Below are 14,232 nucleotides of genomic sequence, written 5' to 3'. Positions count from 1 at the left end.
GCGCATTCGCCGGCGCTCATCATTGCATGAGAGGGCGACCGAACGTCCTGCCCTTCTTTCGGATCGCCTGATCCAGCGTTTGCGTCAGGAGCGACATGGCACGCAAAGACGCGAAAGCGACGGCCGATATTCTGTTCTGGCATCGCAAGCAGAAATTTAATTCGATGTAGATCGTGTCGACATCAAAGAAATGATGATCATGATCGGAATATTCGACTACATCTGGCGCAATAGCCGCCGCGAGCAGATCAAGATACTCTGCATTGTCGCCGTATCGTTTCCATTCTATTATTTTTCATTGGACTTGCCGAAATATATCATTTCGAATGCGCTTCAGGGACGAGCTTTCGAGGATGGACGTGAAACCGCCAGGCTGTTTCACATCACGCTGGATCTGCCGAAAGCACTCGGTGGCCCGCGCATGGTCTTCGAGGGGGTCTGGCTCGACCGGCTGTCCTATCTGCTTTCGCTATCGGGACTGTTCCTGCTGCTCGTCCTGATCAATGGTCTGTTCAAGTTCGTCGTGAACATGCGCAAGGGGGCGCTGGGCGAGCGGCTGTTGCAGCGCCTGCGCTTCGAGCTGTTCTCGGCGCTGCTGCATTCCAGGCCCGATGCGCTCCACCGGATCAAGCCTTCCGAAGCTGCGACGATCATAAAGGACGAGGTCGAGCCCATCGGAGGGTTCGTCGGCGACGCCTTCGTCCAACCCGTCTTTCTCGGCGGCCAGGCACTGACCGCACTGGTCTTCATCCTGATCCAGAACCTCGCCCTTGGCCTGATTGCGGCAGGCATGGTCCTGGTACAGGGCGCCATCATTCCGCACCTGCGACGCGAGCAGATTCGTCTCGGCAAACAGCGGCAGATCGCGTCGCGGGCCCTGGCCGGCAAGATCGGCGAGGTGGTCGAAGCGATCGACGAAGTCGCGAACCATGGAACATCCGCTGTCGAAAAGAACCAGGTCGCGCGGCGGCTGGAACTGCTCTTCCACATTCGGTACCGGCTCTACGGACGGAAATTCGCGGTCAAGGCCCTGAACAACCTGCTGGCACAGGTCACGCCTTTCCTGTTTTACGCCGTCGGCGGCTATTTCGCCCTCAGCGGGCGCCTGGATCTCGGCCAGCTCGTTGCCGTCATCGCCGCATATCGCGATCTGCCGCCGCCGGTGAAGGATCTGATCGACTGGGACCAGCAGCGGCTCGATGTCGCGGCCAAGTTCCAGCAGGTGGCCGAGCTTTTCCCGCTGAAGGGCGAGGCGCCCTCCCCAAGCCCGGCCGGCGCGGATGGGGACTTGGCTCTGCCCGCCACGGGCCTGATCGTCGCGCAAGGGCTCACGGTGGTGAACCCGATGGGCGATCACGTGCTCGATCGGGTCTCGCTGTCGCTTCCGCTGCAACGGCAGATCGCGCTGTCGGGCGAAGCGGACGCAGGGGCGGGCATCCTTGCGCAGGTGCTAGGCGGCCGGCTCGGCACGAGCGATGGATCCCTGACCCTTGCCGGGATCCCGATATCGGCGCTGTCGCCCGAGGCGCGCGGTCGCGCGATCGCCTATCTCGGCCCGGAACCCGTCGTTCTCGACGGCAGCCTGCGGGACAACATTCTCTACGGCCTGCGCCGCGTCGGATCCGGCGCGCAAGACCTGGCCGACTGGTCCATCGACCATCGCCGGGCCGATGCCGCCGACGAGGCGGAACTGGCCCTGCGGCTGGTCGAGATCCTGCGGATCGTCGGGCTTGCCGACGCGGTATTCCGGTTCGGGCTGTCGCGCAAAGTCGATCCCGGCAGCTCGGCCGCTGTGGTGCATCGCATTGCGGAAATCCGCGCCAGCGTCCGCACCCGGCTCGTCGCGCGCGGCGCCGTGATCGAGCCCTATGATCCGGCCCGCTATACGCGCAATGCGACGATCGGCGAGAACATTCTCTTCGGCGTGCCGGTCGAGCCCGCCCTGGTCGGCTCACGGCTGGCCAGCCACGCCATGACGCGACGGGTTCTGGACGAGCTGGCCCTGACCGAGACCCTGACCGGGATCGGGCGGCGTATCGCCGCGACGATGCTGGAGATCTTTCGCGATCTCGCCCCCGGTCATGTGCTGTTCGAGCAGTTTTCCTTCATCGCGGCCGAGGATTTCCAGGAGTACCGCGAGGTGCTCGGCCGGATCGAGGCCGGCGCCGGCAGCGAGGCCGACCGCACGAGACTGATTGGGCTGGCCTTTCTCTATGTCGAACCGCGTCATCGTCTCGGCCTGCTGGAAAAGGCCGTCGAGGCGCGCATTCTGGCGGCCCGGTCCGCATTTCGTGAAAGGGCCTCGTCGGATCCGGCAAATTCGATCGCCTTCTATGACCCCGAACGCTACTGTCCGGCGGCGTCCCTGCGCGACAATCTCCTGTTCGGACTAGTGGCGCACGATGCCGCCGACGAGGTCCTCCGCGATACGCTCACGGAGCTTGGCCTGGACGGAGACGTCTATCGATGGGGCCTCGATCAGCCCGCGGGCTATGCGGGCCGGCTGCTGTTCCCGGCGATGAAAGCCCAGATCGCGCTCGCCCGCTGCCTTATCAAGCGGCCGCAATTGCTGATCCTCAACCACGCCTTCGGCGCTTTCGGTCAAACCGAAGCACGGCAGATTCTGGATCGCATCCGGGCCGCGATGACCGGCAGGACGCTGATCGTCGCAGGCCGCGATATGGGTCACGAGCACGGCTACGATCTGCATGTCGCCTTCGACGGGCCGAGGTTGGCCGTCCCGCGGGAGGCCGCGGGAGCCGTATCGACCCGGAGCCGGCTGGCCCCCTCCGGGGCCGGGCCGGACCGCGCAGCCGCGATCGACAATGACGAGATCCGGATCCTGCGCGCCGTGCCGATCTTCGGCGATCTCGATACGGCCCGGCTGAAGCTACTCGCCTTCACCAGCGAGCGCACCGTCTTTGCCGCAGGCGATGTGCTGTTTCGGCAGGGTGACGAATCCGATGCTGCCTATGTGCTGCTCTCGGGCACGGTCGATGTCATGACCGCATCCGACGGCAAGGATCCCGTGCGGATATCGAGCCTCTCCCAGAACGCGATCATCGGCGAAATGGGACTGGTCACGGGCGATGCGCGCTCGGCGACGATCATCGCAACCTCTCCCGTCGAGGTGCTGAAGCTGCGCAAGGAGGTCTTTCACGCGCTGCTGGCCGAATTCCCCGCAATGGCGCAGTCCGTCATGCGGCTGATGGTCAAGCGGCTTCAGGACCATATCGCCGTTGTCAGCCAGCCCGACCGGAAGGGCGGCCGGCAGGCTCCCTGAGCCTTGCGCCCATGGCCTGCCCCTTTCGGCTACGGCCCGATATAGGTCATTTCGAGCCTCGGGGCGGGCGCCAGGATACGGCGCGCAGTCGAGATCGTGCGGACGCTGGTCGGATCGGTATTGAGCTTGTACATCCGTATCAGCCGCGCGCCCTCCAGCTCATGATCCTGCAGATCCGCCCTCCCGGGGGCAATCGACTCGGCGACGCAGCCGGAGAAGGCGAACCGCGCATAGACCGGAAGCTCATAGGCCTCCCATCCGTCCGATCCCATCGGGCTGGGGCGTTCCATGATCCATTCGGCGGTCGCCCCGCTGATGCGACGGCCCGCCGGCGCGAACGCGAAGAAGGCCGTGATCGCGTCCTGTGTGACGTTTCTCAGGCCGACGAGAACCGTTGTTTCATCGAGCGCGCTGATGATCGCGCGAATCTCGTCGCCGGCCGCCACGGGCAGCGGCAGATCGTACTGGGGATTGTCCTGGCCGCGGGCCCACCATTGGAACCAGGCCGAGTATTCCGCCCTCGCAACCGGGCTCGTGACCCATTTCTGCAGCGTGCCGGTCTGGGGAAGCGACGAGTCCAGGTAAGATTTCTGCCCATCAAGCCCGAGCCAGGTGGAGCTTCGATAGTCCGTGGCGGTCCCGCCTGGCGGCGCGGAGACCGCGGGGACGGTCCAGGCGCCCATGACGGAGACGAAGCTACGGCCCTCGCACGGCGCGACATAGCCGCCCGACCAGTTGACGCTCTTGTGCGCTGGCCAGGTCGTGATCGCCGCGATCGGCCGAACGCCGCTCGGCGGCGCCCCGGCGCCAGGCCCCTGGGCAAGAAGGAAGCGCAAGGGCGGTCCGCCCGGCCGTCGCTGCAGAAAGGCGCGCCGGAACGCGCTCGCCGCCGGATTCCGGGCCATCGCCCGTTGGATCGGCAGTCCATAGCGCGCCAGTTCCTCGTCTTGCGCCGTCTCCGGATCGAACCCTTCTGGCGGCAGTGGACAGGCTGCGATGCCTCCCGCCGCAGCGGCCCCGCCGCCTCCCGGGGGCAGCTTGTCGTGAGGTTCGCCTGCCATCATGGGAACCCCCTGGCCGGATCCCATTCCCGTCTTGCGGCGGCGATGACCGCCCGGGCGAAAGGCGGTATCGCATAGTTGCCAGGAATCTGCGGATCGCCGTTGCATTTGGTCAGAAGCGCGAAGACGGCCCGCGCCAGGGCTTGTCCAGCCTGGGAATCGCTACGGAAGTGCAGGCCCGCGATCTCGCGATTGCGCGCGATCCGGCGCGCCAGGGCAGTCAGCGTCGCGCCCACCGCGCCGATATCGGCTGCCGGCAGAGGCGGCGAAACGAGACCCAGCATATGGCTCACGCAGAGCGCCATCAGATGCGCCTGCGTCGCATGCCCGCTCGGGTAGGACGAATGTCCCGGAACCGGCACCGGCGGCATCAGCGCCGGGAATTCCCAGGACGGGCGCGGCCGATTGAACTCGTCCTTGAAATGCAGGGCCGCGAACGACCCGATCAGGCTGGCGATGTGCAGGACGCGGAAGGTGCGGGGATGCGAGCCGGGGGTCATCGCCAGCGCTTCCATGAAGGCGGTGATGAACTCGACGTCCTGGGCCAGAATCTCGCCCAGGGCGGAGGCGCGCTCGTCGCGCGCCATCGCGACGAGGAGATCGTGCTCCGCCTCACGTCTGCTCTTGCCGCCGGGCATGGCTGCGTCTTCGGGCTCTTTCAGGCCAAGCAGGATATCGGCCAGTTCATTGTGCAGGGCGACAGTATCCCAATCCTGCGCGGCGAAGGGTTTGAGGACGCGAAACGCGTACCAGCGCCCGGCCCAGTTGTTGTCGTCAAACGCCACCGACGGGGCATTCGGCGTATCGGCGCTGCGGAACCTGATCCTTTTTCTCGCTCCCGTTGTTGTTTCGTCGCGGATATGAACGGCCCGACGCAGCGTCCTGATCCGCGTATCGGTGTCGTCGGTCTCCATGACGAAGGGAAAGTCGCCCCTGTCGGGCAGAACCCAACCGCCTCCGACATCGCCGTTGATGCCGGCGTTCCCGGTATTGCCTGTGTTCCCCGTATTGCCGGTGTTGCCTGTATTGCCGGTCATGTCTGAGCCCCCGCATTAAGTGTTGCTGACTCGCGTTGCGACAAATCCTGACTTGGCTTCAATCCGGCAATCCGGCGCGCCGAAGATGGCCGATCCATGGCTCGAGGATCGACGGCACGAACGGACAGCGCGGCGCGTAGGAGGTCAGCCGGAAATCCGGCTGGAGCAACAGCAGGCGATCGGCCGCGCTCGCGGCCTCCGCCTGTCGGCCCGCTGCGGCCAGGCTGGCGGCAAGCGTGCGAAGCGTAAAGCGGATCGATGGGTTGTGGGCGACGGCGCTGCGCGCCCAGTCGATCGCCTGGTCGTAGTCGCCGCTGATGTAATGGGCCTGGGCCAGAATGCCTTCATGCCAGAACCGGTAAGGATCGGCGGGAGCAAGGCGTTGCCCCTGTTCACCGTGCAGGACCGCCAGCGGGCCATTTCCGACGAAACCACGCGTCGCGCTGCTCATCGTCCAGGCCATCGCCACGCTCGGCCCCGCATCGATTGCCCGATCGAGGAAGCGCTGCGCCGTAACGGTGTCGCGCAAGAGGAAGGCCTGGACATGGCCGTAGATCGCCAGCGCCAGCGCATCGTTGCCATCGCGCTCGATTGCGGCCAGCGCCCGCTCCGCCGCAGCCCTGGCGTCGCCGTCGGGGTCGGGCGAGCCGAGCTCGCCGACCCGGAAAACGTGCCAGAGCGCTGCATAAGTGAAGGGCGGCGCATAGGAGGGGTCCAGCGCCATGGCCTGCTGCAGCAGCCCGCCGGCGCGTGCGAAGCTGTCTGCATCCATCTTGTAGAGCAGGTCGCGTGCTTGCAGCAGCAGGTCGTAGCCGGTCAGGTTCTGCGGGTGCTTCCGCAAGGTGCGCCGCAGCTCGCGCTCGCGAATATGGGGCGCGATGGTTGTCGCCAACTTCAGGGAGATGCGGTCCTGCAGATCGAACAGCTCGCTCATCTTGCCGTCATAGTGGTCTGCGCTGACGACGGCGCCGTTTTCGTTGGCGATGAGTTCCGTGCTGATCCGTATGCGCCCGTTGGAGAGCGAGACGGCGCCGTCCATGACGTAGCGAACGCCGAGCTTGCGACCGACCGTGACCGGGTCGATCCGGCGCTGGCCATATTGCAGCGTCGACCCGCGCGAGATGACGAACAGTTCCTTGTGCCCCGAAAGGGAATGGATGATCGAGTCGACGACGCCGTCGGCGACGAAGGACTTGCCGGACCGGGTGCTGTTCACGCGGAACGGAAGAATGGCGATCGACGCCCTGGCGTCAGTGCCGGCATGGCTCTCGCCGATCTTGCGGGTCGGCAGCGCCCCCGGGCCCGGTCGCAGGGCGAAGACCCGCACCGGCCGCTCATGATTGCGCAAGAAGATCTCGCCCATGTCGAAGCCGAGCGACTTTGTCGCTTCATCGACCTTCTCGAAAACCCCTTCCGAGACGATCACATCCCCGGCTTCCGCGTAGGATTGCAGCCTGGCGGCGACGTTGACGCCATCGCCGAAGATGTCGTCGTTGTCGAGGATGATGTCGGCGAGGTTGATGCCCATGCGAAATGCGATGCGCAGCGCGGCGGGCTGATCGGCCGTCGCGGCGGTCAGCGCGCGCTGCAGCGAAAGGGCGCAACTGGCAGCGGCGGGCGCACTGTCGAAGGTGGCCAGGAAACCGTCGCCGGTGTGCTTGACGATGCGTCCGCCATGCTCGCGCACGCAGGGATCGATCAGGCTGGCGCGCAGGCTCATCAGGCGATGATGCGTCGCCTCCTCCGCCGCCTCGCTGAGGCGCGTGTAACCGACCACGTCGGCCGAGAGGATGGCGGCCAGATGGCGTTGCATCTTCGCTACGAGGCTCTCGCGTCCCCGCTCAGCCCGCGCATCGCGCGCCATTGCATTCATGGCCGCAAGCGAGAGCTCAAGCTTGCCCGAATGCTGGCATGAGAGCGTCCCCGGGTCCACCCACACGGGCTTCCGCATGAACGCATTGGCCGGCAGATCGGAGGCGGGCGATGAGCCCGTAGGGTCGACGCGGCGACCGTTGCCTACGCAGCTGCCGAGAACGCTGGATGCACGCCGGCCGTCCCGGGCGAACGCCCCGCCGCCGACACGGTGCGCGGGATCGCCACCTGCGCCGGGGACCGGCAGCCCGGCCCGGTGGAAAAGCGCCCCGGTACGGGCCTCGCCCGATCCCCGTCGCGCGGTGATGGTGACGAAGGCCATGTCAGTAGCCGGGCCGGAACGATCCGGGCAAGACAGGGCGGCGCTTTCCGGACACTGGCGGCGCCCAGTCGCGCGCCTCCATGCGCGACAGGCCGATGTCGCTCAGCGTCCTGTCGTCGAGGGGGGCTGCGCCGTCGCGGGAGCGTTGGCTTCCGGGCGCCTGGATCGGCCCCTGGCACAGCCTCCGGACGGCGCGGGATATCCGCGCCAGGAACGGGCACTCCCCCCTCTGCGCCTTGGGCGCGACCTCGCGCAGCGGTTCGAGAGCTGTTAGTTTCAAGGTCGTGTTGTGACGGTCCAGACCATTCGGCATTGTGACGCTCCCCGTAGGATCGGCTCGCGCATGACCGTCCAACACGGTCGCGGCGGTCGATCGGCTGGGGTTTTCGCCCAGTTCGGGCCAGAGGTTCTGTGCGCCGGATCACAGAAGCTGCGGCCAGCGCGGGCGCGAGCCGTTTCCGGAGGCCACCGATGAACGATGCCCCCCATCGCATTGTGAGTCTCCTGTCCGCGAATCCCTTCTTTGCGGGCTTCGCACAGGACGCCCTCGAGAAGATCGCGGCGATCTGCCGGCAGCGGCACCTCGCCTCGCGGGAGGTCCTGTTCCTGAAAGGCGACCCGAGCGACGGGCTCTACGCCATTCGGCGCGGCCTGATCCGCATCGGAACGACGGATGATCGCGGCCAGCAGATGACCATGAACCTCCTCGGCGGTGGCGATGTCTTCGGTGAAATCGCGCTGCTCGACGGCCGGCCCCGGACCGCCGATGCGGTGGCGATGGAGGACACCGACATGTTCTTCCTGCCGCGACGCGACTTTCTAAGCCTGCTCGATCGCGAGCCTTCGATCACGCAGCAACTGATCGGCCTCCTCTGCGCTCGGCTGCGCGATGTCATCGGCCGCATGGAGGAAACGGCGTTCCTGCCCGCCGCCATCCGGCTTGCGCGACGCATTCTGATGCTCGCCGCCGACTATGGGGCGGAGGTCCGTGTATCCCAGGAGGAACTGGCGTCCCTCACCGGCGTGACGCGAGAAACGGTCAATCGCCAGCTTCAGTCCTGGAAGCGCACTGGAATCATCTCCTTGGCGCGAGGACGACTGGTGATCCACGATTTCGACGATTTCCGGCGGCTGGCGAAGGTCGATGCCGTCTGAGCGCCGCAGCGTTGCCGCCACTCGCGGCACCGAATATGCGAGCCGCCGGACGAGGCGGCACGATGGCCGAGCGAGGGTCGCTTCGCGGTACGCCTATCTGCCTTCGCCGGTCACGGCGGCGAACACCCGAACGGGCTGGTCGAAACCTTTCAAGGCCCGCGCCTTCAGTTCGACGAGAGGCGCGCGCCCGCCGACAGCGTTCGCGGCGACCGCATCGACGAGAATTTCGGTATCGCCCGCACTCGCGCATAGTCGCGATGCGAGGTTCACAACGGTGCCGATCGCGGTGTAGTCGAGCCGGCCTTCGGAGCCGATACGCCCGACCGTCGCGGGGCCCATTGCGAGCCCCACGCCGAAGCCGAGTCGGTGGTCGAGCACCCGCCGGTCGAGCAGAAGGGATTGCACGCTCATCTGCATGTCGCGCGCCATATGGATGGCGCGCAAAGCCGGATCGGGACAGGACACCGGAGCGTTGAGCAGCACCATCATCCCGTCGCCGGAGAAGTTCGTCAGCGTGGCCCCGTGGTCGCTGACCACCCTGTCCAGAGCGTCGTAGTAGTCGCTGAGGAAGCGCATGACCGTTTCGGGTTCGGCGCGCGCCGAGAAGGCGGTGAACCCCCGCAGATCGCCAAACACCACCACCACCTCGATGCGTCGGCCCTCGAGCACGCCGTCGTCGCCCGTCCGCTCGACCAACTCGGCCACCTGTGGCGCAAGAAACCGCTTGAGCCGGCCGATGCGCTCCGAGCGCTCCTGCGACACCGCCAATTCGCCGGCCATCTCGTTGAAGCGCGTCGCGAGCCGCTCGAATTCGTCGCCCGTGGCGAGCTCGATCCGGTGGTCGAATTGCCCGGCGCCAATCCGTGCGACGCCGTCCTCGAGGAGGCGGATCGGTCCGACCATGCGCTGTGTCAGCCAGTAGGCGAGCGCCGCCGCGAGGCCGGCGCCGCCGATGAGCAACGCGCCCGTACGCCACAGCGCCGCATAGATGGGCCCGAAGGCTTCGGTGACGGGCTGCTTGACGACGACACTCCAGTCGACTCCAGGAATCTGCGCCATCGCCGCGAGGACCGTCTGTCCTGTGATGTCACGTCCGGAGACGGCCTGGCCGTTTCGCGCGACGATGCGCGCCCGCAGGGCCTGGAGCGGCCGTGTCGCCGTCTCGTCGGCTCGCAGAACAAGGCTGATATCGGGATGAGCGATGAGGCGCCCCGGCCGATCGAGCACGAACGCCTCCCCGGTTCGTCCGACCCGGATCGCCGAGATCACGTCCCAGATCAGTTTGAGGTTGACCTCGGCGACGACCACGCCCACCGCCGCGCGGTTGCCGGCCACCGCAATGGTCATGAAGGGTTCGGAGCCGGCATGGAACGTGACCGGACCGAACCAGGCGCGGCCCGAGCGGACGCTCGTGAACGCGGGATTGGCCGAGTGATCGAAGCCGCCCTCGATCCTGTTCAGACCGATGCGCGACACGAACAGGCGCTCCCGTCCGGTGGCGTCGACGAGGGTCAGGCTGGCGACCGCGGGGACCTGACCCAGAAGGCGAAAAACATCGAGCCTGCGCCGTTCGTCGATGCTGTCCGACCACGGTAGTTGCACGGTCCATGCGAGCTGATCGCGGATCCCGTCGATGAAGTCCTGGATCTTCGCAGCGGAAGCGCGGGCTTCCGCATCGAGAAGGTCGTTCAGTCTGGCCCGCTGGTCGTGATGACCAAACCACGCCTCGCTCCCGCCGGCGATGAGAAGCGGCACGACGACCGCCGCGAACAACGCGAGAAAATACTTCGCGAAGAGCGAGCTCCGTGGGGCGGGTGGCGATGGGGTCACCGTGTCAGCTCATGCGCCGGCTTTCCGGCCAGGATTATTCGATCACGACGTCGGCACTGCTCAGGAGCCACGGCGGGAGGGCCAGCCCGAGCCTGTTGGCCGCCTTGAGGTTGACGAACAGCTCCACCCTGGTCACGCGCTGGACCGGCAGATCGGACGGCCTCTCGCCCTTGATGATACGGCCGGCATAGATGCCGGTGTGACGGTGCGACTGCTGAAAGTCGCCGCCATAGCTCATCAGTCCGCCGGCAATGGGGAAGTCCCGGGTCTGGGTGATCGCCGGCACCCCGTGACGGATCGCCAGCGCGGCAAGCCGCCCGCTGCGATAGGCGAAATAGGGATCGGAGGTGAAGACCAACCCACCCGCCCGCATCTCGCGAACGGCGGTGAACATGGCCTCCAATTCCGGTTCGCTGCTGGCGGTCAAGATGCGCAGCTGCAGCCCAAGACTGTCCGCGGCCGCGCGAAGATTCTTCGATTGCGAGCCCGAGGTCGGGCTGGTCGGATTGACGGCCACGGCAAAGGTTTTGGCTGCCGGGAACAATTCGCTCATGAACTCCAGCCGCTTGCGCGAGACCTCCACGCTCAGGCTCGTCACGCCCGTGAGATTGCCGCCCGGCCGGGACAGGCTGGCGACCAGGCCGAGGGCGACGGGATCGCCGCCCAGCTCGAAAACGATCGGGATCTTCGCGGTCGCCGATCTTGCGGCGAGCGCAACCTCCGCGCCGCCCGGTGCGACGATGACAGTGACCTCACGGCCCGCGAGATCCCTCGCGAGCGCCGGCAATCGGCTGTACTGACCTTCCGCCCATCGAAAATCGATCGTGACATCGCGCCCCTCGACATAGCTGGTTTCCGCCAGGCCTTCGCGAAAGGCGACGAGGCGACTGGCGTAGGGCTCGGGGGATTCGGAGCCGAGATAGCCGATGACCGGCCTGGCCTGCTGCTGCGCGCGAGCGGGGACAGCCCACACTGCCGCCGCGCCGATGAGTGCGATGACATCGCGCCGCGTCATTCGATCGGCCTGGCCAGAAGCGCAGGGCATGAAACGCACGGCCGTCCCCTCCCGACCGACATCGCCTGTGAGCCCGGAATGCTCGATGTGGCCCCGGGGCTCCAGCCCAGCATAGCGGGCTGGCCTGCGTTGCGAAAGCCGCCGACCGGATCCGGCTGGCTTGAGCGAGGTCACGATGATCGCCGCGGATCGATCCGCCCCCGCAAGTCGCGCGGCGGGCCTCGTCTTATGGATCGCCACCGTTCAAGGCGCGCCGAAGGCCAGCGGTCCAGCGGCCGCAGAGTTGAGCGGGCATGACGGGAGATCGGGAGAGCCGACAGCCGGCACCATCCGCTCCGGCGGGCGGACACGGCCAGGTTCCGATAGCGCACGACAGGCCGCCGCAGGGCGCGAAGACCTCACAATGGCCCGCCCGCGCAGCAGCGCGGGCAGGGCCGGACGAATTCGATCTCACCGCCGTGTGACGACGACCTCGAGATAGCGGCTCGGCACCACCATGGTCGCGTCGCCCGATCGGTTGAACTGGCCGACCAGCGCGATCAGATCATGCGCCAGTGCCGACTGGGCCGGCGGCGTGAGTGCCGCGAAAGCCTTGAGAACGGGTCCGTAGTACCCCCTGAAGACCTCGAGCCAGTGTTCCGGCGAGCGATAGCGGAAGACGAAGTCGCGCTGCCTCGCCTGGATGGCGCCGCCAGCCGGGCCGAACAGCTCGGCCAGGCGAGCCTCGGTTCCCCACATCGCCGGCGACCGCGCGCCGGGAGGGGGCGCAACATGCTTGCCGATCGTCTTGAAGAGATGGCCGATGAAGCCATCCGGCGTCCAGTTGGCCATGCCGATCTTGCCGCCACGCTTGCAGACACGCAGCATTTCGCCGGCAGCGCGCTCCTGATCCGGCGTGAACATCACGCCGAAGGTCGACAGGACGGCGTCGAAGCTGCCATCGGCGAAAGGCAACGCTTCGGCATCGGCTTCGCGAAAGCTGATCTCGAGACGTTCGGCTGAGGCACGCTCCCGGCCGCGGTCCAGCAAGGTTGCGACATAGTCCGTGCTGGTGACGCCGCACCAGCGGCGCGCTGCCGCCAGGCTGGCATTGCCGTTGCCCGCGGCAACATCGAGCACGGTCTGGCCCGCGCGCAGATCGAGCGCCTCGCACAGGCGCTCGCCCACGATCTGCAGGGTGGTCCCGACGACGGCATAATCTCCCGACGACCAGGCGCCGTGCTGACGGGCCTTGAGCACCTCGTAGTCGACGTTCTGCGGGGCATGGCTCTGAAGCATGGGTTGGGCGGACATGTGATCTCTCCCTGTGGGGTTGCGTGCTGACAGGCTTCGGCGGCGCGCGGCGCCGCGGTTCATCGGCTGAGGTCGCGGATCGGCGCGCCGAATGCAGCGGCCTCGATCTGCGAACGCGAGATGCCGATGTCTTTCAGCATCCGGTCGTCGAGGCGCGACAACTCATTGGCCGCACGGCGCAGACGGCGCTGGCGTCCGATATCGCTCAGCCGGCCCGACAGCGCTTTGATCAGCCGCGTCGTCAGGGGCCGCCGGGCTGGTTCCGGATCGGGGGCGATGAAGGGACCATGAACCTCGTAGAGGAACTGCTCCCCGAAGATCTGCCCAATCGCCAGTTGTCCCGCCAGCCGGTCGAGCACCGTCTTGCGGCGAGGGCGCATCGCATCGGTCAGCTCGTAGGTATCGTGGAGGAAGTCGCTCGTCAGCGCATACATGTGGCGCTCCATTGCTGAATCCGCCGCCTCCTTGGGCGGTGGCGCGGCGTTGTCGCGGATTCAGGGGCACAGCGTCTGTGACGCGTCGCACACAAGGGAATTCAGCGTTGAATTGGGGTCGATTCGAAGAACGAGGGCGGCCGGGTGACGAGGATGCGTGCCCTCTCGTCACGGCCGCATCCCCTTCGGACCCGTCTCGCTGGTGGCGTCGAATTGCGTGGCGCCAGCGGCGGATCGCAGAGCCTGCCGCCCCACCCACAGTCAGGCAAAGGCGCTCAAACCGGGCTAGGAGTCGTACTCAATAGGGGATTCCCGTTTTACGGAGGTCGTGATTCACGTCCGCCGCAGGCGGGAGGCTCTCATGGCGCGGTACGATCTGGGTGACGAGGAGTGGCGGCTGGTCGAGCTATTGTTGCCGCAGTCGCCGCAGTTGATCGACAGTTCCATCGTCCGGGCCCACCAGCACGCCGCCGGTGGAAAGAAGGGGGCGAGGATCACGCCCTTGGCCGTTCTCGTGGCGGACCGAGCACGAAAATCCACGCCGTCGTCGATCAGGACGGCCTGCCGGTCCGCCTGCACATCACACCCGGCCGGGCCTCCGACAAGACGGCGGGCCCGGCGCTGCTGGATGCGCTGCCGCCCGGCACAGTGGTTGCCGATAGCGGCTACGACAGCCTCGCCCTGGTCGAGCGGGTCGCCGCACGTGGTGGCCAGGCCCATATCCCGACCCAGAGCCGGGTCCGCCAGCAACGCACCGTCCCGCCGGACCTCTCCCGACGCCGCAATCTGATCGAGCGGTTCTTCTGCAAAATCAAGCAGTTCCGCCGCATCGCCACGCGCTTCGAGAAACACGCAGCCAACTTCCTCGCGGCCGTTGCCCTCGCATCAGCAAGGCTATGGTTGCGCTCAATTGAGTCCGCGCCCTAGCCG

Annotated in this window: 11 protein-coding genes; 3 read left to right on the top strand and 8 right to left on the bottom strand. The window is 66.7% G+C overall.

Annotation, left to right across the window (positions count from 1 at the left end; all coding sequences use genetic code 11):
- Positions 1-199 precede the first annotated feature (199 nt).
- The gene (locus tag CYD53_RS02255) at positions 200-3,283 is read left to right on the top strand and encodes a cyclic nucleotide-binding domain-containing protein (protein ID WP_181011677.1); all 3,084 of its coding nucleotides are present in this window, start codon (positions 200-202) and stop codon (positions 3,281-3,283) included.
- 29 nt (positions 3,284-3,312) lie between these two features.
- On the opposite strand, the gene CYD53_RS02250 is transcribed toward CYD53_RS02255, so the two are convergent.
- The 4 genes from CYD53_RS02250 to CYD53_RS02235 form a co-directional block, all read right to left on the bottom strand.
- Entirely contained in the window at positions 3,313-4,371 is a 1,059-nt protein-coding gene (locus CYD53_RS02250) for a G1 family glutamic endopeptidase (protein WP_181011676.1), read from the bottom strand.
- Positions 4,344-5,381 carry a phosphatase PAP2 family protein gene (locus CYD53_RS02245; protein WP_103716475.1) on the bottom strand — a complete coding sequence of 346 codons (1,038 nt, stop codon included), beginning with the start codon at positions 5,379-5,381 and terminating at the stop codon, positions 4,344-4,346. Before CYD53_RS02245 ends, CYD53_RS02250 begins: the two co-directional genes overlap by 28 nt.
- A 58-nt stretch (positions 5,382-5,439) precedes the next feature.
- The gene (locus CYD53_RS02240; RefSeq protein WP_181011675.1) at positions 5,440-7,194 is read right to left on the bottom strand and encodes an adenylate/guanylate cyclase domain-containing protein; all 1,755 of its coding nucleotides are present in this window, start codon (positions 7,192-7,194) and stop codon (positions 5,440-5,442) included.
- A gap of 382 nt (positions 7,195-7,576) precedes the next feature.
- Entirely contained in the window at positions 7,577-7,888 is a 312-nt protein-coding gene (locus tag CYD53_RS02235) for a DUF1127 domain-containing protein (RefSeq protein ID WP_103716473.1), read from the bottom strand.
- Positions 7,889-8,046: 158 nt separating this feature from the next.
- On the opposite strand from CYD53_RS02235, the gene CYD53_RS02230 reads away from it, so the two are divergent.
- A complete protein-coding gene (locus CYD53_RS02230; protein WP_103716472.1) occupies positions 8,047-8,730 on the top strand; it encodes a Crp/Fnr family transcriptional regulator in 684 nt (227 codons plus the stop codon).
- Between the two features lie 93 nt (positions 8,731-8,823).
- On the opposite strand, the gene CYD53_RS02225 is transcribed toward CYD53_RS02230, so the two are convergent.
- The 4 genes from CYD53_RS02225 to CYD53_RS30830 all read right to left on the bottom strand — a co-directional run bounded on the left by CYD53_RS02225 (position 8,824) and on the right by CYD53_RS30830 (position 13,248).
- Positions 8,824-10,560: an adenylate/guanylate cyclase domain-containing protein gene (locus CYD53_RS02225; protein WP_103716471.1), complete on the bottom strand. Its 1,737-nt coding sequence runs from the start codon at positions 10,558-10,560 to the stop codon at positions 8,824-8,826.
- A 34-nt stretch (positions 10,561-10,594) separates the two neighbouring features.
- The gene (locus tag CYD53_RS02220) at positions 10,595-11,575 is read right to left on the bottom strand and encodes an ABC transporter substrate-binding protein (RefSeq protein WP_103716470.1); all 981 of its coding nucleotides are present in this window, start codon (positions 11,573-11,575) and stop codon (positions 10,595-10,597) included.
- Between the two features lie 450 nt (positions 11,576-12,025).
- Complete coding sequence (locus CYD53_RS02215; protein ID WP_245928039.1) at positions 12,026-12,868, bottom strand: class I SAM-dependent methyltransferase; 843 nt, start codon at positions 12,866-12,868, stop codon at positions 12,026-12,028.
- A gap of 59 nt (positions 12,869-12,927) precedes the next feature.
- Positions 12,928-13,248: a DUF1127 domain-containing protein gene (locus CYD53_RS30830; RefSeq protein WP_103716669.1), complete on the bottom strand. Its 321-nt coding sequence runs from the start codon at positions 13,246-13,248 to the stop codon at positions 12,928-12,930.
- A gap of 444 nt (positions 13,249-13,692) precedes the next feature.
- Between CYD53_RS30830 and CYD53_RS02205 the strand changes: the two genes are divergently transcribed.
- A complete protein-coding gene (locus CYD53_RS02205; protein WP_245928038.1) occupies positions 13,693-14,229 on the top strand; it encodes an IS5 family transposase in 537 nt (178 codons plus the stop codon).
- Positions 14,230-14,232: the final 3 nt, after the last annotated feature.

The sequence above is a fragment of the Allobosea psychrotolerans genome (assembly GCF_002917105.1).
Lineage (GTDB): Bacteria > Pseudomonadota > Alphaproteobacteria > Rhizobiales > Beijerinckiaceae > Allobosea > Allobosea psychrotolerans.
This window is presented reverse-complemented; position numbering and strand designations above follow the sequence as displayed.